The following is a 19,051-nucleotide window of genomic DNA, read 5'->3' on the forward strand; positions in this document are numbered from 1 at the left end:
TGATAGGCGGGGCGTTACCGCGCCTTGCCAATCACGTGGCGCCCGACACGAAGACCGCCACTGTCGGTGAGGCCGATGACCTCGCCGAGGTCGGCAATGCGATCCCCCCGGGAGACGGCGATGAACTGGCCGCTCGGGTCCTTGACCAGGTAGCCGCTGCTCATGACCGCATTCAGGCTCCAGCCCTCGGTGCGGGCGCTCGAATCGCTCGACCGGGAGGACTCGCTTTCGCTACGCGCCTGGTTCTGGGCCGGTGCTGATGTCGCCTGGCGCTGGGCCTGGCGGCGCGGCTCTTCCAGGATGCCGTCGATGAACCAGCGATTGCCCCGGGTGTCCCGGCCGAGGACAAGCTTGCCATCGGCGAGAATGTCGGTCACCGTCACCGTGTCGCCGGCGATCCGGAAGACCTCGCCCACGAAGTAGACATTGACCCGTGCCGAGGGGGTGCGCACCACGGTCATGGTGCCATCTCCGGTCTTGTTGATGACCTTGAATCCTTCCAGTCGCCGGCGGCCGACCAGGTGCTCGTAGTAGGCCGCGGGCACAGAGGAGACGAGCTCATTGGCGGAGGACTCCTCACGGGAGCTGCCGTTCATCTCGTCCGCTGTCGGCTCGGCCGCTTCGGCCACCTGGTTCTGGCGATGCTGCTCCGCTTCCTCAAGTGCGGTGATCCGGTCGGCCAGGGCGTCGAACTGACCGGTCAGGCGGGTGTCCATGCGCTCCATCTCGCGCTCAATCCCGGATACCGAGCCATCCACGCGGCGCAGGACCGTGCGGATCTCATCGAGCACAGCCGAGTCCTCGGGGCGGGCCGCCGCGTTGCGGTTACCTGCCTCGATGATCCGGTCAATCTCGGAGGACACGGCCTCGGAGACCACGGACTTGACCTGCTCCAGCGTCACGCCAGCAGGCGCGGGGGCGCTCACCGGGGTGAGGTCCGCCTCCGCGGACCACGAATCGGCAGCAGGCGCTGCGGGCGCGCCCGGATCGTTAGAGCGCGCCGTTGGCGCGATACCGGCGTTCAGCTGATCGGCGATGGACTGGCTCTGGCTGACCGGGGCATCAATCGCCATGGGCGGCTCAGCCCGGGCCACCTCGGAAGACTGGGTCGTGGCAGAGCGCTCGCCCTCATCGGGTGTCCGCATGCCCTCATCGTCAAAGCTTGGCATGGACGGCGCGGCGCCGATCGGCGGCGGCGTCGGGGCGTAAGGGGCAGCGGGTGCCGGCACTTGGCCGCCACCAAAGAGCACGTAGCCCGCGCCACCGAGCATGGCAAGCATGAAGGCGCCACCGGCTGCGAGAATCTTGCCGGTATGCGAACCGGACTTGGCGGCGCCGTCACTGTCGGCGACCGACTCCTCGAGCTCCAGGTCCTCGATGTCGTCACCACCCTCGCCCGGCGAATCGAAGTCCACCTCGTCGAGGTCGGTGTCGTCTTCGGCATCGAAATCATCATCGGTGTCATCCGACGCATCGTCGCCAGCGTCCAGTTCATCGTCGGCGAAGTCGTTGTCGGAGGCATCCAGTGGATCGTCACCCTCGGCGGAGTCCAGATCCGAGTCGTCGCCAAGGCCGAGTTCATCGAGGCCATCGAGCTCATCAAGCTCGCCGAGCCCGCTCGAATCAAGCTCATCGAGTCCATCAAGATCCAGATCATCGTCTTTGGAAGCCATTACTTTACCCCATGTGATGTCGACAGGCGCTTTCTCGCCGGCCCGGTTACCCTGAAACATTACTGCCTCAGGGGCGTTTGGTCAATTATTTAGACTATATTAATTATTCCAGCTCGAGCGGCGACATGAAGACGATGCCGATCGGGCGACGGCCGCGCACCGTGATGGTGGGCGGGCGATCGAAATAGGCCTCGTACTTCGGGAGCAGGCGCTCGCCAATCGTCCCAACCGCAACCGCGGCCTGGTCGCGACTATCGGGCAGACGCTCCTGCACAGTCGTGGTGCCGGTGGTGCCCGACGTCGTGGTCGTCCCGCTCAATGCCCGCACATAGCCGCTCGCAAAGGCGGCCGCGCCGAGCTTGAAGTAGCGCTCGAAGGTGTGGCGATTGACGCCATCGGCAAGCCGGGTCTGCCAGTCATCCACCTCTGTGGCGAGGGCATCGACACTGTAAGTCTGATCACCAATGGCAAGCGTATTGAACTGGAGGATCAGCTTCTCTCCCACACGCTGGGGCCCCGTGGATGTCAGAATAGCGCCCTTGAGCGGGCCTTCCTGAAGCACGGTCGCGAAGAGCGGCGAGGGCTCATCGGAGTTGGCCTCATTATGGAGGTAGGCATAGACCTGGGTGCCCACATTGATGAGCTTGCTCTGCTGCCCGGCACGGTGTGCGGCGGCGGCGCGATCACTGGGGTACTCGCCTGTGGAGCGTGCGCTACCACCCTGCTGCGCCGAGCCTGACCGCGCGGTCGCTGGCGGGCGGCTGCCACCCGGACCGAACTGCTCGATCGGATTGCCCTCGGAGTCAACCAGGTTGACCCGGAAGCGATCCATGTCACTGTCCTGGGGAACCTGGACCCCGTGCTGGGCGCTGAAGGAGTACTGATCGTAGTAGCCGCTGCCACCCGGCTGGCTGCTGCCGGACTGCCGGGCACTGCCACCCGGGCGGGAGCCGCCGCCGCTGGAGGCACCGGAGGCGTCGAGCGGGCGGGCACGATCCTCGATGCCGGCGGCACGCGAGACGGCGCTGCCAAGCGCGTTGTTGCGACTGTTGGCCCGCTCGAGCTCCGAGCGGATGAACATGGGGTCCACCATGCTGACAACACCATAGGACTGCGCGGCGCCGGCAGCGCCCGGCGCCGCGCGATCTGCAGGGTGGGGCTGCTGGACAGGAACGGCCGCTGGCGCCCGTGGATTCGCCTGGGCGGCGCGGGCCTGCTCGTTGGCACGGACATCGTCAATCCCGGTGGACGGGCGGCGCTGCTCGTTGATCTGTTGGGCAATGCGCCGCTCATCGGCAAGGGCCTCGTTGCGGATACGGATGGTGTCGATGAAGGTCGCCGAGGAGTCACGCTGCGCCTCCTCGATCCGCCGCTCACGAATCTCATCAATCTCCTGCCGCGCAGGGGAGCCCTCCGGGAAGAGGTCCTCGTCCCCGGGTTGGGCGCGAGCGATCTGGCGCTCATCGGGCGCGAGGCGTACGGATGCGCCCCCCGCGGGCTCGGGCGCCGACGAGCTGCCGGAGAAGAGATAGATGCCAAGCAGGGCGGCACCCATCGAGATGGCGATCGACATGATCATCATGACGCGCGCTCGCGGGGAGACAGCGTTATTCATTTTTCCGAAGAAGCTCATTGGCGCACCCTTGTTCTTGTTATCGACCGAAGATCGATCGCTGGTTGTCGATATTGACCTGGAACCGCTCCTCGATCTGGGCCTCGCGCACATCGCCCTCATGGCTGAAGAGCAGGTGTGTCACCGGAGAGATCTGGTAGACCGTGAAGCCTGTCGGGGAGGAGACGGCGGCCTTCGGCGGCGGGGACATCAGGGTCGCCCGCGTGCGCACGTAGAGCCAGTCGTTGTAGAAAATGACCCGCCCGGGTGCGCCACTGAGGGTGTACTCGACCGCGCCATCGGGAATGGTGCCATTGAGAATGTCGATCACCGCGGTTGGCACTTCCTCGAACTGGGTCGAGGTGCCGCCGGCGGCGCGCGCCATTGGCCCGAACTGCGGGATCCGCACCGAGGTGCGCGCATCGACGTTGGCCTGGTCGCCGACCAGCTTGACCACAACCGGCGAGGACAGTCCGTCGAGGTCGATCAGCGCATTGCTCTCCCGGAACTCGGCAGTAATCTCGAACACCGCGACGTTGCGCTTCTCGGAGACAACGTGCGAGGAGAAGGAGCTCCGGTCACCCAGGATTCCGTCATTTGCGATCGGCCAGGGACTGCCGGTCTCGTCAAAGAACACGAGCGAGCTCGCATAGCCCTTTGCGACGCGAACCACCAGAGGCTCAGGATCATCGACGCTGTAGCGCACCGACTGGATCTTGATATCTGGCCGGATCAGGGGGGCATTCTCTGCCTGGATGGCATCCTGGCGCCGGCGCCGGATGTCGGTGATCTCCTCGGGCGTGAGCGGCAGTTCGGATCGGATCAGATCCTCCAGACGCTCATCGCGGGTGGTTGATTCAAGCGCCCGGCGCGCCCGCTCAAGCTCCTGCTGCTCGTAGAGGTACTTGATGAGAGCATCCCGACGCTGCTCGATCAGCCGCCGCTCCTGCGGGGTCAGCTCGGCCTCGAGCCCGAAGCGCTCGACCTCGATCGTATCCGCGTCGCTGCCCGGCCGGTACTCGCCAAGCACCTGATCGCGACCGGGCGTGGTGTCACGAACAGCCACCGCACTAGGCGAGGACTGGTTCAGCCGCTGCGCGATACGCTCTGCCTCTGACTGCGCAAACGCCGGCACGCTGAACGCGCCAAGCACGACGGCTGCGCAGAGCAGTGAGCCACCCCGGGCCATGTGTCCGCTCATCTTCATCTAGGGGCCATCCATCTTGAATTTATATAGTTAAAATAAAATATCATCCTGACGCCCGCATGACAAGGCGGCGTTAGTCGCGCTGGGTCATCACGATGCGGGTGATGCCAAGCCCGTTCGGGTCCTCGAGCACGCTACGCCGCGCGACGGTGACGGTAAAGACAACGCGGTTGGTGAAGCTCTGGTTCCGGGTATTGCGGAACGTCAGCGTCGCGGGCACCTGGAATTGCCAGGCGAAAAACCGACCGCCCTCGATTGGCCCCTTGTCGGTGATGATGGGCACCTGGTCGACAACGAGGCTCAGGAGCAGCTCGCGGTCGCGGATCGTTGAGATCGTCCCGTTGCGATCAAGCTCCTGGATGAGCCGCGAGCCACCTTCCGAGGTGAAGAACTCCTGGACGGACTCGTTCAGGCTGTACTGATAGTTGTCGAAGTTGAACTGGAAGGTGCCGACCAGTGCCCGGGTGACCCAGTTGGCGACGACCGGGTCGCTGTGGTTGGGGCTTGAGAGCGGAATCAGGTTGATGATCCGCCCGCCCTCATCAGCGGCGATGTAGACAGTGCGTTCCTTTTTCATCACCGCGAAGGTCGCGAGAGCGGACGCCGCCAGGAGGCAGCCGACGCTGATCAGTAGCGTGCGCTTCGCCGCCCGGGCGACGTCCTGGGTGAAGTCCCGACGCAGGGTAACAACATCACCGCCGCGCTGATTCTGTTGGCCCTGATGGGCCTGGGCGCCCGTCGCGGGCCGGGCCCGAGTGCTCGTGGCCGCTCGGGAAGCCGGCTTGCGCTCGCCCCGGGTCGTGCTCTTACCTGATTCGCTCATCTGCCACCTCGGTAGTCGACGCCCACGGGCTCCACTGGCACCACGCGTCCGTCCTGTGTCGTTGCATAGATTTCCGCTGGGGAGCGCAGGATCTCGGCGCCGCCGATGATGAGCAGCGAGAGCAGCAGCACGATCGCGGCGGCCTGGCAGAGCGTCATGCGCGAGTGCAGGGCGCGGAGCGCGCCCAGAAAATCGCCCTCATCGCTCTGCGCCTTGCGCATGTTGGCCTCTCCGAGCCTGGTCAGCTCCTCGTAGCGCCGCTCGAACTCCTGCCGTGTTCCCATAGGGCCTCCATGATTCATGGGCGAATAATAAACCAGATATTAAAAACATGGAAGCTCAAAGGCGGCGCGCGCATGCGCAAGAGTGACCGGCGCCGGACTTTCGGCCGGCCACAGCCATGGATTGCGGACGGACAACGCGCGCCGACGGCACGCTTGGCCTGTCAGCGGGGCCGTTACGGCAGATGGAGGGCCGCAAGCAGGGGCAGGCAGCACGATTGCCGGGGAGGGCAGCTGGATTGCCCGCTCCGTCACCGGCACTGCCCTCGATGGCAGCAGCGGGAGTGCGATGTTGACGCCTTATCCAGCCGGGCGGGGGCCGCGCTCGAGGTCAACCTTGTATGAGTCATATAACTTTATAAAAGTTATAATAGTTATAAAGATTATACCACAGAAAATAAAGCGAGGGAAGCCCGGCAAGCGCTGCTGACAGTGGGGGAGGCAAGTGGTGGAAGATGGTCGGCAGGACTGCAGAGGCGGGAGGAGCACGACCAGGGCGCAGGGCAGAGGGCGGATGCTGACCTGCCTGCGCGCACAGACAGGGCGCAATGGCGCGCAGCCCAAAAAACGGCATGGCGGCTAAGTTATTGTTTACAAAAAATACTAGATAGGCAGTACAAGGAAAGAGGTTGTCTTGCCAATGCCTTCGGCATTAAATCCGGTTCTGCTAGGTCTTTCCTTACCCTGTAGGGAGTGGACATGTTTTCCGGTTTCACAAGGGCTGGCGCAAACTTTTTTCCTGGCAACGCCAGAGCGTCTGGAGCTTGCAATAAAATTTCGAGTATATAAAATCATCAGGTCGTGTGACCGCGAGAGGTGGGGAGTGTGAGAGGATTGCTCTGGCAATGGCTGCTGCTTGGCCTTGTGCTGGCGAGTGCGCCTGCAGGGGCGAGCGGCAAGGATGCCTGTGAGGTCTATGCCGCGTATGCCGAGGCTGTCGCCATGGCGAGCGAAGAGCAGCGAGAGAGCGTTGGGATTGCGAGCATGCTGGCGCTTGAGGGGCTCCCGCAGGTGAGGGAGTTGGAGGACGCGCATGGGGCCGCCCTGCGCCTGCTAGCAGAGGCGGGAGTCACCTACGGGGAGGAGCGCATGCGCCTCAGCCCGGACCTGAGCGCGGACACGGTGCGTGAGGATGCCTTTGCGTCCTGCCAGGCGCTGCGCGACCAGGCGCGGGCCAGGACCGCGGCTGCCGCCAGGCGGTGCGCGGCGGCGGCGGCACTGAGAAGCCAGGGGATCGATGCAGGGGTGGTCGCCGGCATGGATGCGGGTAGCCTGACGGCATCGGTGCGTGAAGTGCTGGAGGCCGCCGCGCCAGAGGGCCTCCCGACGGGGCATTGGCTGGAGAGGATCGGGAATGCCGACGTCCCGCTCGTAGCGGGACTGATGCGGAATGAAGGGGCGCTGGGGCGTGGATTATCCGGATGCATGGAGGCGTCACAGTGAGCGAGGCTGACGGCAAGGGGTTGGCGCCTGGTTGTGGTGGTGCGCACGCAGAGGGAGGTGACAGGCTCGTGTCGCTTGCCAGTCGGCTTGCTGCGCGGCTTCGAAGCTACACGGACATCTACGGCGCTGATGATGCTGACCGCGGCCTACTAAGCGAGGCAGCTGAGTTGAAGCTAACCGCGGGGCCGGGGCCAGACCTCGGACACCCAGCAGAACAACCACAGTCAGTCGGGGCGCAAGGTATCTGGATCCCCTGCTGGATCGTGCTCTCGCCCTACCTCCATTCCCAGGCGTATGCGGAGCACCCGGAGATGCTGATCCAGGACGCGCGCGTACGCGTGCGCCGCATGAGCGCGGACGGGCCGATTCGGTGCTATGCCTGGATCGACGTCTCGGGTGTGGCACGCCTGGATGATCTGGCGGAGGAGATCCGCTGCGCCGATGGATGGGTCGTTGAGAGCCTGGTGCTGATCGGACAGGGAGAATGAAAAAGGCGGACAGTCTCTCCACTGTCCGCCTCGCTCCCAACATTGGCCTGGCTGCAATCCAGATCCAATGCTCACAAATATAACAGGGAAATTAAGAAAAGGCAAGTGCTAGCGTGCGGCTGGCAACTGCCCATGGCCGGTGCTCCGCTCCCAGCGATCCCTGCAGATGGCGTCGCACCAGCGGCGACCCTCCTCGAGATCATCCTCGCAGTAGAGGCAAAGCCCCGTGGCTGCAGGGCCTTCTGGCATGCGAAACTTCAATGCCTCGTTGCGGTGGAATTCCTCTAGTTCTGAGGCGTGATCGATATTGATTTCCATGGAACATCTCCTTGTTCGCGTTGTTGTTGTCTGTTGCGTCAATCCGTGACTGCCAGGTAGAAAAAGACCCGGTCAGGGAGGGCTGACCGGGCCGAGGCGCTGCCACGGAGGGCGCGCGATGCGCTTTTGGCGCCGCCGACGCATGTCTTCTTTTTATGCTTTCCGCGTCAACAGTGCCATTATACAGGCCTGCCCATGATCGTCAACAATAAAAAGCAAAAAATAAAATAGATACTTCCTTGCGGGCTGCGCTGCTGCCGCTGGTGGCAGGACAGCAGCGAGATTGATTATTAGTTTAAAGTATATAAAATATGCATCACAGCAGATGCAGCAGCACGCGTACGGAGGTCCGATGAAGCGCCGAGAGTTCATTGCCGCAGCAGCAGCGGCGATCCCGTCCTGGCTCCTACCCCTTGATGCGCTCGCGCAGGGCAGGCCCTATCTGGCGGCATTCTCAGCACAGCGCGCGCTCGCCTACATCAAGGATGGCCGCGCAGAGTGGATCATCGAGCCCATGGCTGTCGGATCCGGCGGCTTCGCGGAGCATCGTGTCCGCGGTGGCAATGTGACGCCGATGGGGTCATTCACCCTCTCCTGGGTGAATCCGCAGAGCCGCTTCCGCCTCTTCTTCGGCTTCAACTACCCGCTGCCGGCCCATGCCGAGCGCGGGCGCCGGGAGGGGATCATCTCGTCCGATGAGTACCGGTCCATCATGGCCGCACACGAGGGCGGGAAAACGCCGCCGCAGACGACCCGGCTTGGCGGCTACATCGGACTTCACGGACTCGGCGGGCGCAGCCGCCAGATCCATGGGCAGCGGAACTGGACGCGAGGATGCCTGGCCGTTGATGATCCGAGCATTGACCGAATCGGGAAGCTGGTCTCGGTGGGGACGAGGATCTTCATTAGCTAGGGTCGAAGGGTCGGGCCAGTGGTGAATTAATAATAAACCTTTTAAGATATAGCAAGCACAACACGAACAAGAAAAAGAAAGGGGTGCGACCATGGGGGATGCCCAGAGGGGGCGGGGGCAGCCTGTTCTGCCGCGAGGCGTGGGCGGCGGCTCTGTCGAGTCAGCTCGGCAGATCTGTCACGTGGCGCTTACGCGATATGCGTCGGGGAAGCGCCTGACGCCAGTCGATGAGTTTCTGCCATTCGTGCCAGACGCAAGGGCCGGGGACGATCTCGGCGCATTCGTTGCGTCACTGGAAGGGTTGGATGCGCTGCAGGCATCGCTTGAGATCGGACGGCTGTATACCGCCTGCCTGCCGCGGGAGCACCGGGCGCGCTTTGGCGTCTATTTCACGCCCCCTGTCCTGATCGACCGCCTGGTCTCACTCCTTGAGCGCGAGGGGGTCGACTGGGCAGGCGACAGGGTGCTTGATCCTGCGTGCGGCGGAGGGGCTTTTCTGATTCCGGCTATCCGCGCGGTGCGAAGGGCCCTGCCGAGCCTCGCTGCAGAGGACCTGCTCGAGCATATCGCCGGACACGTGCGTGGCCAGGAGATCGACCCATTCTCGGCCTGGCTGTCGCAGGCATTCGTTGATCTCGAGCTCTCCGGGGAGGTCTGTTCATCCGGAGTCAGGGCGCCGCGGATCGTCCACTGCCTGGATACACTGCGCTGTGCTGATCGGGGCCGCCATGATGTCGTGATTGGCAACCCACCCTACGGCCGGGTGGCGCTCGATGGCGAGATGAGAGATCGCTATCGAGCGTCCATACACGGCCACGCGAATCTCTATGGGCTCTTCCTCCACCAGGCAACCGAGGTGCTTGCCGAGAAGGGGATCATTGGCTTCATCACCCCGACCGGGTTCATGGGTGGGCGCTACTTCTCGGCGCTGAGACGCCACATGGCCGAGGTGGCGCGACCCGCGGCATTCGAGCTCGTCGATGCCCGCCGCGGCGTGTTTGACGACGTTCTGCAGGAGGTCACACTCTCGGTGTTCTCGAGAAGAAAGACCACTGAGGGCATTGCGATTGGCGTGCTGGATGCAGGAGAGACGACACCGCGACCAATTGCGAGCGCAGCGCTGCCCGCAGATGGGGCATCCCCCTGGCTTCTCCCGCGGACACTTGAGCAGGCGGAGATCCTGGCAGGCGCTACGTGCCTCCCGGGCAGGCTCGCCGATATCGGCTACCGGGTCAGCACCGGTCCGCTGGTCTGGAACCGGCATCGGGTAGCGCTTCGCGCCGGCACGGAGAGCGGTGCGCGGCCGATCATCTGGGCCGATACGATCGGCTCGCAAGGCGCTCCGTCGAGGCATGCGGCCACACACATTGTGATCAACGAGGCGGCACAGGCGTGGTTGCTTGATCGCGCGCCCTGTGTGCTCGTCAAACGCACCACCGCGAGGGAGCAGGCGCGGCGCATCGTCGCCGAGCCGCTGTCCGCGGAGCGCCTGGCGTCGCTTGGCGGGGCCGTAGTCGTCGAGAACCACGTCAATGTGATCCGACCGACCGGTGGCGAGATGCCGGCGACACCGCGGGCACTCGCGGCTTTTCTCAATACCCGTGTGGTCGACCTGGTATTTCGCTGCATCAGTGGATCCGTTGCAGTTTCCGCCTACGAGCTTGAGGCGATGCCCGTGCCGGGAGTGGCGTGCTTTGCGGCCATTGAGTCCATACTCGCCCGGGGGGCCGGCGCGGCGGAGGTGGAGTCACTGGTGCGGGATGCCTACGCAGGGAGGGCGCAGTAAAAAATTGACGGTATCAATTAATATAAGCATAATTAAAGGAAGAACCCGGGCGACTGCCCGGGTTACGCATACCAGTGGAGAGAGATCCCGCATGACATCTTCCGAGCACGTCTATGACAGTAGCGACATTGATATCCTGGAGGGACTCGAGCCGGTGCGCCTTCGTCCCGGGATGTATGTCGGCAGCACCGACAGCCAGGGGCTGATGCACTGCCTCTGGGAGGTGTTCGACAATGCAGTGGATGAGGGGATTGCCGGGCACTGCCAGCGCATCATCGTCACCCTGCACGCCGATGGCTCGGCAACGGTGAAGGACAATGGCCGGGGCATCCCGGTTGGCATGCATGAGAAGGCCGGGGTCTCTGCGGCCACCGTGGTGTTCACGGTGCTGCACGCGGGCGGGAAGTTCAAGGCCGACTCCTACAAGGTCTCTGGCGGGCTGCACGGCGTGGGCGCCTCTGTCGCGAATGCGCTCTCCTCCCGGCTTGAGGTGCGGATCGAGCGTGAGGGGGGTGTCTGGGAGCAGGCGTTCACCGAGGGCGGTCGCCCCGTTGAGGCACTGAAGCGCACTGGCGCATCAAAAGCGACCGGCACGCAGGTGCGGTTCTGGCCGGACATGACGATCTTCGAGCCTGGCTCAGGGATCGACCCGGCCGCCGTCGCACGGCGCCTCCAGCAGACCGCCTACCTCGTGCCCGGGCTTGAGCTTGTGCTGCGCGACGAGACGGCTGGCGAGGTGGTGGAGAGCAGCTTCTCCGCCGCGAGCTTCGCCGAGATCATTGATGGCATCGCAGAGCAGTCTGGCGAGGCGCTGCACGGCGCGATCATCGCCGAGGGGGTCGAGAGCGTCGAGGATGAGGGCGAGATCGAGGTGAGCGCCGTACTGCGTTGGCACCGGGACAAGGGCGGCGTGCGCGGCTTCGCGAACGTTATCCCGACCTCCGATGGGCAGCACATGACCGGGCTGCGCGCTGCGGTAACCCGCATCATCAACCAGTACGCCCAGGATAACAATCTGCTGAAGGGCGGCCAGAAGCTGACCCCCGACGACACCCTCGGCGCCCTGGTGGCGGCCGTTGCCGTGCGCCTGGGCGAGCCGAAGTTCTTCGGTCAGACCAAGGACCGCTTAATGAACGCCGGCGTCCAGGGCGTGGTCAGTCGCGCGGTCGCCGCCGCCATCTCACGGCACTTCGAGGAAAACCCGTCCGAGGCGAAGGTGGTTGTCGAGCGCTGCAAGCTCGCGCAGCGTGCGCGCGAGGCCTCGGAGCGGGCAAGCGAGATCGAGGTCAACCGCAAGTCGGTTCTCTCGAGCACCTCGCTGCCCGGCAAGCTCGCAGACTGTCAGTCCAAGGACCCGACGGCGTGTGAGCTCTTCATCGTCGAGGGCGACTCCGCCGGCGGCTCTGCAAAGACCGGCCGTGACCGTCGCCACCAGGCAATCCTGCCGCTGAAGGGCAAGATCCTGAACACCTACCAGTCCGACGTCGCCGACATCCTGAAGAGTGATGAGGTGAAGAACGTCGTTACCGCCCTGGGTGTTGGCAGCAAGAGCAACTTCGACATCAGCAAGCTCCGCTACCACAAGATCATTATCACCTCTGATGCCGATGTCGACGGGGCGCACATCACAACGCTGCTGCTGACCCTGTTCCACGTCTACCTGCCCGATCTGATCGCAAGCGGCTACATCTATGTGGCGATGCCACCGCTCTTCCGCGTCCAGAAGGGGAAGCAGAACCGCTACCTGAAGGACCAGGCTGAGCTTGACGCCTTCCTTGCCGAGCAAGCAAAGCCGGAGAGCTGGAAGGTCTCGCGCTTCAAGGGTCTTGGGGAGATGAATGCCGATGAGCTCTGGGAGTCGGTGCTCGACCCCGCGACCCGCCGGATCGGCCAGGTGAGCTACAGCGAGGGTGGCCGCGATGCCGACGACCCCGTGTTTCAGGTGCTCATGGGCAAGGACGTGCCGCCGCGGCGAGCCTTCATCGAAGCCAATGCACAGGAGGCAACGGTCGATCTGTGATCGGCCCTGCCCACAACCCATTCTAGCGAGGTAGGAAAATGTCTGAGAATACGTTGGCCGAGATCATCCATCTGCCCGTCAAGTCCCTGATGGAGTCGAGCTATCTCGACTACGCGATGTCCGTCATCACCCACCGGGCCCTGCCCGACGCCCGTGATGGCCTAAAGCCCGTGCACCGTCGCATCCTCTACGCGATGCACGACATGGGCATCACGCCAGGGGGCGCCCACAAGAAGTCCGCCCGCGTGGTCGGTGAGGTGCTCGGCAAGTACCATCCGCATGGTGATTCGGCAGCCTACGAGACCGCGGTGCGCATGGCGCAGCCCTGGGCGCTCGGCATTCCGCTGATCGACGGCCAGGGGAACTTTGGCAGCGTTGACGGCGACTCTCCAGCCGCGATGCGATACACCGAAATGCGCCTCTCGCGCGCTGGCGCGCGCCTTTTTGCTGACATCCAGAAGTCGACCGTGGACTTCCGCGACAACTTCGATGGCTCGGAGCGCGAGCCAAGCGTGCTGCCGGTGAGCTTCCCGCTGCTCTGGACCAACGGTGTGGAGGGGATCGCGGTTGGCATGGCCTGCAGCATCCCGCCGCACAACCTCGCCGAGACGGCAAGCGCGTTTCTCGCGTGGATGGACAACAGGGAGATCAGCACGGCCGAGCTGATCGGGCAGATGCCCGCGCCCGACTTCCCGACCGGCGGCACGGTGCACGGTCTTGATGGCTACGTGCGGGCGCTCGAGACCGGACGGGGTGTGGTGAAGCTGCGCGCGTGCTGGTCCGTGGAGGAGCGCAAGAGCGGCCAGCGTGTGGCCATCACCGAGATTCCCTACCAGGTGAAGAAGGCCGTGCTCGTTGAGCGGATCGCCGACCTGGTGCGCGAGCGCAAGGTCGAGGGCATTGTGGATCTTCGCGATGAGTCCAACAAGGACGGCATGCGCGTGGTGCTCGACATCAAGCGCGGCTACGAGCCGGAGCTCATCATGATGCACTTGCTGGCCCTCACCAATCTCGAGGTGAGTGTTAGCTATAACGTCATGGCCCTGGTGCAGGGGCAGCCGGAGCAGCTTGGCATCCGCCGGGTGTTCGAGGTGTTTCGTGATCACCGCATCGAGGTCATCCGCCGCCGCACCCAGCACGATCTGGACCGCCTGCTCGCACGCCTCCATGTGCTCGAGGGACTGATCCGCGCACTGGATCGCCTGGATGAGACGATCACAACGATTCGCGAGTCCGCTGATGCCGAGGAGGCGAGCACCGGGCTTCGCACACTGCTTGGGATCACCGAGGTGCAGGCGGCAGCCATTCTGGAGATGCGCCTGCAGCGCCTCACGGGGCTTCAGATTGTTGATATCCGCAACGAGCACGAGCGGGTGACACTCGATGTCGCGGACCTGCGGGAGATCCTCGCAAGCGACGTCCGCCAGGCAGAGATCCTGGTCGAGGAGCTCAATGAGGCCGTCTCCGCGCATAGCATTGCCCGGCGGACCGAAATCAGCCATGAACTGAGCCGGGTGACAAGTGAGGACCTGGTGAAGAAGGAGGAGGTCATCCTCTTCGCAACACTCGAGGGTTACGTGAAGCGCCTCCCCGTCACCTCATTCAACCGCCAGAACCGCGGCACCAAGGGCCGCTCGGTGATGGATGTTGGCGAGGACGACGTGGTGACGGCAATCCACAGCGCGAGCACGCACGATTATCTGCTTGCCATCACCGAGGTGGGGCAGGTCTACACCGTGAAGGCGCACGCGATCCCCGAGAGCCCACCGGGTGCGAAGGGCAGGCACTACCGGAACGTGTTCAACGGACTGGAGCAGGGGCATGTGGTTGCGATGCTCTCAGCCCCTGATATCGAAGACGAGAGCCTGCACCTTGTGGTGGTGATGGAGAGTGGCTACATCAAGCGGGTGCCGCTTACCGAGTTCCGCAACGCCGGTCGCCAGGGCGGGGTGCGGGGCGTGACCCTGGATGAAGGGGACAGCATCATCGCCGCGCGGATCTCATCGAGCGAGGAGGACCGCATCGTCATTGTCGGCGACCACGGCAAGGCCATCTACTTCCCGGTCTGCGACGTGCGCCCGATGGGCCGCTCTGCACGCGGCGTGCGCGGCATCAAGTTGCCGGTGAGTGGCCAGCCAGCGAAGGTCATCGCCGCCGAAGTGATTGCGGCAAAGTCCTCTGCGGAGCTTGTCTGCGTGGGACTAAACGGTGTGGGCAAGCGCACCGCCGTTGACGCCTATCCGCTGCAGGGCCGGGGCGGGCAGGGCACGCGCTGCTTCGCTGCGATTAAGCGCTCGGGGCCGCTTTCTGCGGCTACGATTCTCGCCGAGGGCGAGGACGCACTGGTGTTCAACACCAAGGGCGGGGCGAACCGCATCAAGGGCAGCGACATCCCGCTTGCCGGGCGCAGCACCACCGGTGCGCAGATGATCCGAAACGGCGAGGTCCGCGGCGTGATCGCGGTGCCCGCGGCAGAGGAGGTGGCAGACGATGGCTGCGAGGGGCAGGGTGGCTAAGCGCTGCCAGGGTGTTGACTTCGAGCGGCGCGTCCTGCGCGAGGAGGCGCCGCCGACGGCGGCAGCCCTGGCGCGCCTGCAGGCGAGGATCGAGCGTCGAGGCGCGCGGGAGCGTCGCGTCATCCTCTACACCATTGCGAGCATGAGCGCGCTAACCTTGTTGGTCGGCGTGCTTATCTCACGCCATGCCGCACTGGGCATGGCGGCCGGGATCTGCTATCGGCTTGGCTGCGAGTACAGGGCACGCCGCAGGGTCGAGTGTTTGCGGGCAGCGCTCAGGCCGGCTCGCAGCGCGCTTCTCGCCTATCAAGCGGCACTGGTGATCGATGAGTGCTCGGCGGCATCGCGCTACGCCAAAGCACTTGTCGGCCGAGAGCTTGTTGCCGGGGAGCTCGGCGCGATCGTTGAGTGCGCGCGCAGCACGCTGCCTGCCGATGCGTGGTCGATGACTGCTGTAAAAGACGGGCGCGAGCAGGAGACATGAAGCGCTGTAATGAGAGAGTGAGCAGGGGCGGCCAGGGGCCGCCCCGCGTCTTTTAGCGCCTGATCAGGTGAACGATGCGCGCGAGCACCATCGCGGCGACGCCCGCGGTGACGAGTGCAACACCCGCGGCCGGGGTGATCTGCGGTGCACTCACCACCTCCACCACGCGGGTGCCCGCACCGGCGAAATGGTAGTAGGCGGCCACGGCGAGGACCAGCACGATGATGTTGGCTTCGTTACGGATGCTGCCGGCGATACGCTGGATGAGATTGCTCATGGAGGCAAGCCTTTTGTCGTTGGGGAGATTTAATATTAATACAATTAAATAATAAAGTCAAGCCGTATGGGCTAGTTTTCCGGCAACGGCCCGATTGGCAGTCGGGTGCGCATTGTCGGTCTCGGCATGAGAGGGCGTGTCCACTCGTGCAGGCAGTCAAAAGGCGCTAGGCTTGTGCATGAGACAGGCGGGTGAGAAAGAGGGCAGGTGGATGGAAGGATTCTGGATTCTGCTGATGGTCATCGCTGCGGTGGGGCTCGTGGGCTGGTCGACCAGGAAGCGATCGGCTGGCGAGGCCACCCGCGGTGGGGGCCAAGGCGGACGGCGTGCGGGCACGACGGCAGCAGGTGACGGGGCGCGCGAGACGCGTCGCCAGGCTGCGCTTTCTGAGAAGCTCGCGCCGCTTCGTCATCGCTGGCGTCAGCTTCGGGAGGAGCGCGAGGCGGGGGTGCGCAGCGGCGAGCTTGCCTCCTGGTATTTTGACGCACCCACGGACAAGCAACTCGCGGTGATCAGGGAGGCGGGCTGGCCACTTGACCCAAGGGGGCTCACCAAGGGCATGGCCTCCGAGGTGATCGGCATGGACTATCCTGCGGAGGAGGAGAATCTCGAGGTGCTGCGCTTTTTCCGTCAGTCGACGGCGGGAGCAACACAGACCACGGCGCGCATTGCTGCTGTCGAGCTCCTCGCCGACGCTAATCGCCGGGAGCAGTGGGAGGCGCGGCCAGCGAGCAAGGTCCTGCGCGAGTCCCTGCGGCTGATTGGCCACAAGGCAGCGAAGGGCCTCACCGAGCGCGAGGGGCGCAAGCAACTGGATGCGTTCCTGCTCGATGCCGATGACGAGGGCCTGGAGAGGCTGCTGCTGGAAGCGTTCGAAGGCGCCTGGGGGGATCTTGAGGACCGTGACGTCCGCGAGGATCTCGGGATTCGAAAGCCAACGCCACGGCAGGTCGCAGACGTGATCCTCGCGAGCGCCAGGGGACGGTCGGCCGAGGAACTCGCGGCGAATCCGATCATGACCGAGGATGTGGTCGAGGCGCTCATCGAGCAGCACCCGTCGCTCGCCCGCTGAGGGCTTCGCAGGCAAGCTCACGCTCGACAGGCGCCGCGAAGCGCAAGCGATCCGGGCGCGTGCTCGCATCTACCCCCCAAATGGGGGTGGTCAGGATGGCCTGAGTCGCACTAGTGTCGGGGTGGGCGTCAATGGTGGTGCCCCGTGGGGCGAGTGGCCCCGAGACGCTGGGGGCTGCATGCAAGGACGGGTCGCGGGAGTTGTGGGGCTTTTGGGCGCCGCCTTGTTTGCAGGCGCAGTACAGGCGACGACACAGGCGGTGGCCGAAGACTGTGCGGCGCAGGCGGCGGTCGGGAGTGTCGCGTTTGCGGACATTGACCCGGCGCGTGCGGTTCCGCTTTGCGAGCGCGCGGTCGCCGCTGATCCGGAGGACGCCGATCTGCAGGCGCACCTCTGCCGTGCGCTCGTGCGTGCGGAGCGCGTCGACGAGGCGCTTGCCTGGTGTGAGCGCTCGGCCGCGGCAGGCAGTGCAGCCGGGGAGTTTGGGCTCGGGAACGCCTTTCATAACGCCATCGGCGTCACCCGCAACGACGAGGAGGCCATGCGCTGGTGGCGGCGCGCAGCGAACCAGGGACTCGCCGCCGCACAGCTGAACCTCGCCTTTGGCTACGAGACGGGCGGAGGTGTCGAGGAGGACGTTGAGCGCGCATTGCGCTGGTACAGCCGCGCGGCCGAGCAAGGGCATGCCGAGGCGCAGTATCGTCTTGGGCGCCTTTACGATGATGGCTGGGGTGTTGCGCTGCCGGCCGATCTGCCAGCGCTTGAGCGCCATGGCGTGGCGGCGTCACGCGGGGATGCGGATGCCCAGTACGCACTCGGCCTGGTCTACCTGCTGGTGGGACGATCACGCGTGGACGCTGCCCGGGGGCTCAACTGGATGCGCCGGGCAGCCGATCAGGGCCACGCTGGGGCGCAGTGGGAGCTTGGCGACCTCCACCAGCGGGGGGACGGTGTGGAGCAGGATGATGTGCTGGCGGCGGAGCTCTTCCGGGCGGCCGCTGAACAGGGTCATGCCGGGGCGCAGACAGCCCTCGGCCAAGCCTACGCCAGTGGTCGGGGGGTTGATGAGGATGAGGAGCGCGCGCGCTACTGGCTGCGCCGGGCCTTGCTGAGTCTCACGCCGACCTGGCAGCGCGAGACTGACGAGGCGTGGTATCAGCGCGCGATCAATATGGAGGTGAGCGACAAGGAGGTGGCGCTCTGGCTCCTTGAGCGCCCCGGCGCAGGTTTTGCCGCAGCGATCTGGCGGACGTCGGGAATGATCAGCGACGGGGGGGATCCGCTTGTCGCCGCGCTCTTTGAGCGGGCCGCTTGGTACCAGTTGCTTGGTGGCGATGCGGTTGAATGGCGGTACGCTAACGCGGTCAGGGGCGGGGGAGATGACTACGAGCGCCTGGTGAGCGAACCGCTTGCCGCGGCGGAGGCTGGAGAGGTATGGGCGCAGGAGCACGTCGGATGGATGTATCTCTATGGCCTGGGCCTTGAGCATGACGAGAATGAGGCAAGGCGGTGGCTCCTCGCCGCAGCGGAGCGATCCTATACGCCGGCGATGAGATATCTCTCGCTCATGCAGCAAGAGCGAGAGCGGCTCCTTTTCTGGGTGGATCGAGCCGCTGAGCTCGACGATGCCCTGGCACAGTACACCCGTGCGCTGATTCATTTGGAGCAGGTCGATGTCATAACGCAGTACACCGACGACGGACGGAAACTTCGGGAGCATGGGGGGGATGCCGACGCACTCCGCGCGGCAAAGGTCCGCCTGCGCCAGGCCGCCGAGAGGGGGCTGCCGCAGGCGCAGGACACTCTCGCAAGACTCTACTCGCTTGGAGGGGATTACCTGCAGGCTGAGTACTGGTATCAGCAAGCCTGGGAGCAGTTGCTCGGTGACAGGCGAGGGGGGCTCGTCCGGTTCTATGGCAGGGGCCACAGTGAGTGGCTCAGCGGGCAGGCCCGGCACTGGTATGAGCGCGCGGCGGCCCAGGGGCACACCGACGCCATGCAGATGCTGGAGAGCCGGTGAGCAAAGCCCGCCTGAGGCCCTGGTGCCCCAGGCAAAACGCCGCCAGCGGCCCTGAGAGCAGCCACCGGGCTGGCTCAGGGCCGTCCCATTCCTGGCGGTGCAGCAGGACCGCCATGCT

The 19,051-nt window shown here is 64.8% G+C and carries 16 protein-coding genes; 9 read left to right on the top strand and 7 right to left on the bottom strand.

The features are described 5' to 3' along the window. Window positions 1-14: 14 nt before the first annotated feature. From J2T57_RS06815 to J2T57_RS06835, 5 genes are all read right to left on the bottom strand, one after another. A complete protein-coding gene (locus J2T57_RS06815) occupies window positions 15-1,673 on the bottom strand; it encodes a hypothetical protein (protein WP_253476166.1) in 1,659 nt (552 codons plus the stop codon). A gap of 103 nt (window positions 1,674-1,776) precedes the next feature. Further along, window positions 1,777-3,255: a DotG/IcmE/VirB10 family type IV secretion system protein gene (locus tag J2T57_RS06820; RefSeq protein WP_253476168.1), complete on the bottom strand. Its 1,479-nt coding sequence runs from the start codon at window positions 3,253-3,255 to the stop codon at window positions 1,777-1,779. Window positions 3,256-3,325: 70 nt separating this feature from the next. Beyond that, a complete protein-coding gene (locus J2T57_RS06825; RefSeq protein WP_253476170.1) occupies window positions 3,326-4,492 on the bottom strand; it encodes a DotH/IcmK family type IV secretion protein in 1,167 nt (388 codons plus the stop codon). 73 nt (window positions 4,493-4,565) lie between these two features. Then, on the bottom strand, window positions 4,566-5,315 hold the full coding sequence (locus J2T57_RS06830) for a DotI/IcmL/TraM family protein (protein WP_253476172.1): 750 nt from the start codon (window positions 5,313-5,315) through the stop codon (window positions 4,566-4,568). Then, a complete protein-coding gene (locus J2T57_RS06835; protein WP_253476174.1) occupies window positions 5,312-5,599 on the bottom strand; it encodes a hypothetical protein in 288 nt (95 codons plus the stop codon). The genes J2T57_RS06830 and J2T57_RS06835 overlap by 4 nt, the downstream gene beginning before the upstream one ends. 822 nt (window positions 5,600-6,421) lie before the next feature. Between J2T57_RS06835 and J2T57_RS06840 the strand changes: the two genes are divergently transcribed. Then, entirely contained in the window at window positions 6,422-7,039 is a 618-nt protein-coding gene (locus J2T57_RS06840; RefSeq protein WP_253476176.1) for a hypothetical protein, read from the top strand. After that, on the top strand, window positions 7,036-7,527 hold the full coding sequence (locus tag J2T57_RS06845; RefSeq protein WP_253476178.1) for a hypothetical protein: 492 nt from the start codon (window positions 7,036-7,038) through the stop codon (window positions 7,525-7,527). Before J2T57_RS06840 ends, J2T57_RS06845 begins: the two co-directional genes overlap by 4 nt. A 108-nt stretch (window positions 7,528-7,635) precedes the next feature. On the opposite strand, the gene J2T57_RS06850 is transcribed toward J2T57_RS06845, so the two are convergent. Continuing rightward, complete coding sequence (locus tag J2T57_RS06850; protein WP_253476180.1) at window positions 7,636-7,845, bottom strand: hypothetical protein; 210 nt, start codon at window positions 7,843-7,845, stop codon at window positions 7,636-7,638. A gap of 352 nt (window positions 7,846-8,197) precedes the next feature. Here J2T57_RS06850 and J2T57_RS06855 point away from each other — a divergent pair, with 352 nt between their 5' ends. From J2T57_RS06855 to J2T57_RS06875, 5 genes are all read left to right on the top strand, one after another. Continuing rightward, entirely contained in the window at window positions 8,198-8,758 is a 561-nt protein-coding gene (locus J2T57_RS06855) for a L,D-transpeptidase family protein (RefSeq protein WP_253476182.1), read from the top strand. A 91-nt stretch (window positions 8,759-8,849) separates the two neighbouring features. Next, entirely contained in the window at window positions 8,850-10,544 is a 1,695-nt protein-coding gene (locus J2T57_RS06860; RefSeq protein WP_253476184.1) for an Eco57I restriction-modification methylase domain-containing protein, read from the top strand. Window positions 10,545-10,635: 91 nt separating this feature from the next. After that, window positions 10,636-12,564, top strand: a complete 1,929-nt coding sequence (locus tag J2T57_RS06865; protein ID WP_253476186.1) for a DNA gyrase/topoisomerase IV subunit B — start codon at window positions 10,636-10,638, stop codon at window positions 12,562-12,564. Window positions 12,565-12,602: 38 nt separating this feature from the next. Beyond that, window positions 12,603-15,080, top strand: a complete 2,478-nt coding sequence (gene gyrA / locus J2T57_RS06870) for a DNA gyrase subunit A (RefSeq protein ID WP_253476188.1) — start codon at window positions 12,603-12,605, stop codon at window positions 15,078-15,080. Beyond that, window positions 15,073-15,564 (top strand): hypothetical protein, encoded by a 492-nt coding sequence (locus J2T57_RS06875; RefSeq protein ID WP_253476190.1) that lies wholly within the window; start codon window positions 15,073-15,075, stop codon window positions 15,562-15,564. The genes gyrA and J2T57_RS06875 overlap by 8 nt, the downstream gene beginning before the upstream one ends. 52 nt (window positions 15,565-15,616) lie before the next feature. Here J2T57_RS06875 and J2T57_RS06880 read toward each other — a convergent pair whose 3' ends face one another. After that, on the bottom strand, window positions 15,617-15,841 hold the full coding sequence (locus tag J2T57_RS06880) for a hypothetical protein (RefSeq protein ID WP_253476192.1): 225 nt from the start codon (window positions 15,839-15,841) through the stop codon (window positions 15,617-15,619). A gap of 211 nt (window positions 15,842-16,052) precedes the next feature. On the opposite strand from J2T57_RS06880, the gene J2T57_RS06885 reads away from it, so the two are divergent. Continuing rightward, a complete protein-coding gene (locus tag J2T57_RS06885; RefSeq protein ID WP_253476194.1) occupies window positions 16,053-16,913 on the top strand; it encodes a hypothetical protein in 861 nt (286 codons plus the stop codon). Window positions 16,914-17,091: 178 nt separating this feature from the next. Further along, window positions 17,092-18,933 carry a tetratricopeptide repeat protein gene (locus J2T57_RS06890; protein WP_253476196.1) on the top strand — a complete coding sequence of 614 codons (1,842 nt, stop codon included), beginning with the start codon at window positions 17,092-17,094 and terminating at the stop codon, window positions 18,931-18,933. Window positions 18,934-19,051: the final 118 nt, after the last annotated feature.

This window comes from Natronocella acetinitrilica, from assembly GCF_024170285.1.
Classification (GTDB): domain Bacteria; phylum Pseudomonadota; class Gammaproteobacteria; order Nitrococcales; family Aquisalimonadaceae; genus Natronocella; species Natronocella acetinitrilica.

Coding starts and splice junctions, on each gene's coding strand:
- J2T57_RS06815 (WP_253476166.1), bottom strand. CDS start 1,673: ATGGCTTCCAAAGACGATGATCTGGATCTTGATGGACTCGATGAGCTT.
- J2T57_RS06820 (WP_253476168.1), bottom strand. CDS start 3,255: ATGATGATCATGTCGATCGCCATCTCGATGGGTGCCGCCCTGCTTGGC.
- J2T57_RS06825 (WP_253476170.1), bottom strand. CDS start 4,492: ATGAAGATGAGCGGACACATGGCCCGGGGTGGCTCACTGCTCTGCGCA.
- J2T57_RS06830 (WP_253476172.1), bottom strand. CDS start 5,315: ATGAGCGAATCAGGTAAGAGCACGACCCGGGGCGAGCGCAAGCCGGCT.
- J2T57_RS06835 (WP_253476174.1), bottom strand. CDS start 5,599: ATGGGAACACGGCAGGAGTTCGAGCGGCGCTACGAGGAGCTGACCAGG.
- J2T57_RS06850 (WP_253476180.1), bottom strand. CDS start 7,845: ATGGAAATCAATATCGATCACGCCTCAGAACTAGAGGAATTCCACCGC.
- J2T57_RS06855 (WP_253476182.1), top strand. CDS start 8,198: ATGAAGCGCCGAGAGTTCATTGCCGCAGCAGCAGCGGCGATCCCGTCC.
- J2T57_RS06860 (WP_253476184.1), top strand. CDS start 8,850: ATGGGGGATGCCCAGAGGGGGCGGGGGCAGCCTGTTCTGCCGCGAGGC.
- J2T57_RS06865 (WP_253476186.1), top strand. CDS start 10,636: ATGACATCTTCCGAGCACGTCTATGACAGTAGCGACATTGATATCCTG.
- gyrA (WP_253476188.1), top strand. CDS start 12,603: ATGTCTGAGAATACGTTGGCCGAGATCATCCATCTGCCCGTCAAGTCC.
- J2T57_RS06880 (WP_253476192.1), bottom strand. CDS start 15,841: ATGAGCAATCTCATCCAGCGTATCGCCGGCAGCATCCGTAACGAAGCC.
- J2T57_RS06885 (WP_253476194.1), top strand. CDS start 16,053: ATGGAAGGATTCTGGATTCTGCTGATGGTCATCGCTGCGGTGGGGCTC.
- J2T57_RS06890 (WP_253476196.1), top strand. CDS start 17,092: ATGCAAGGACGGGTCGCGGGAGTTGTGGGGCTTTTGGGCGCCGCCTTG.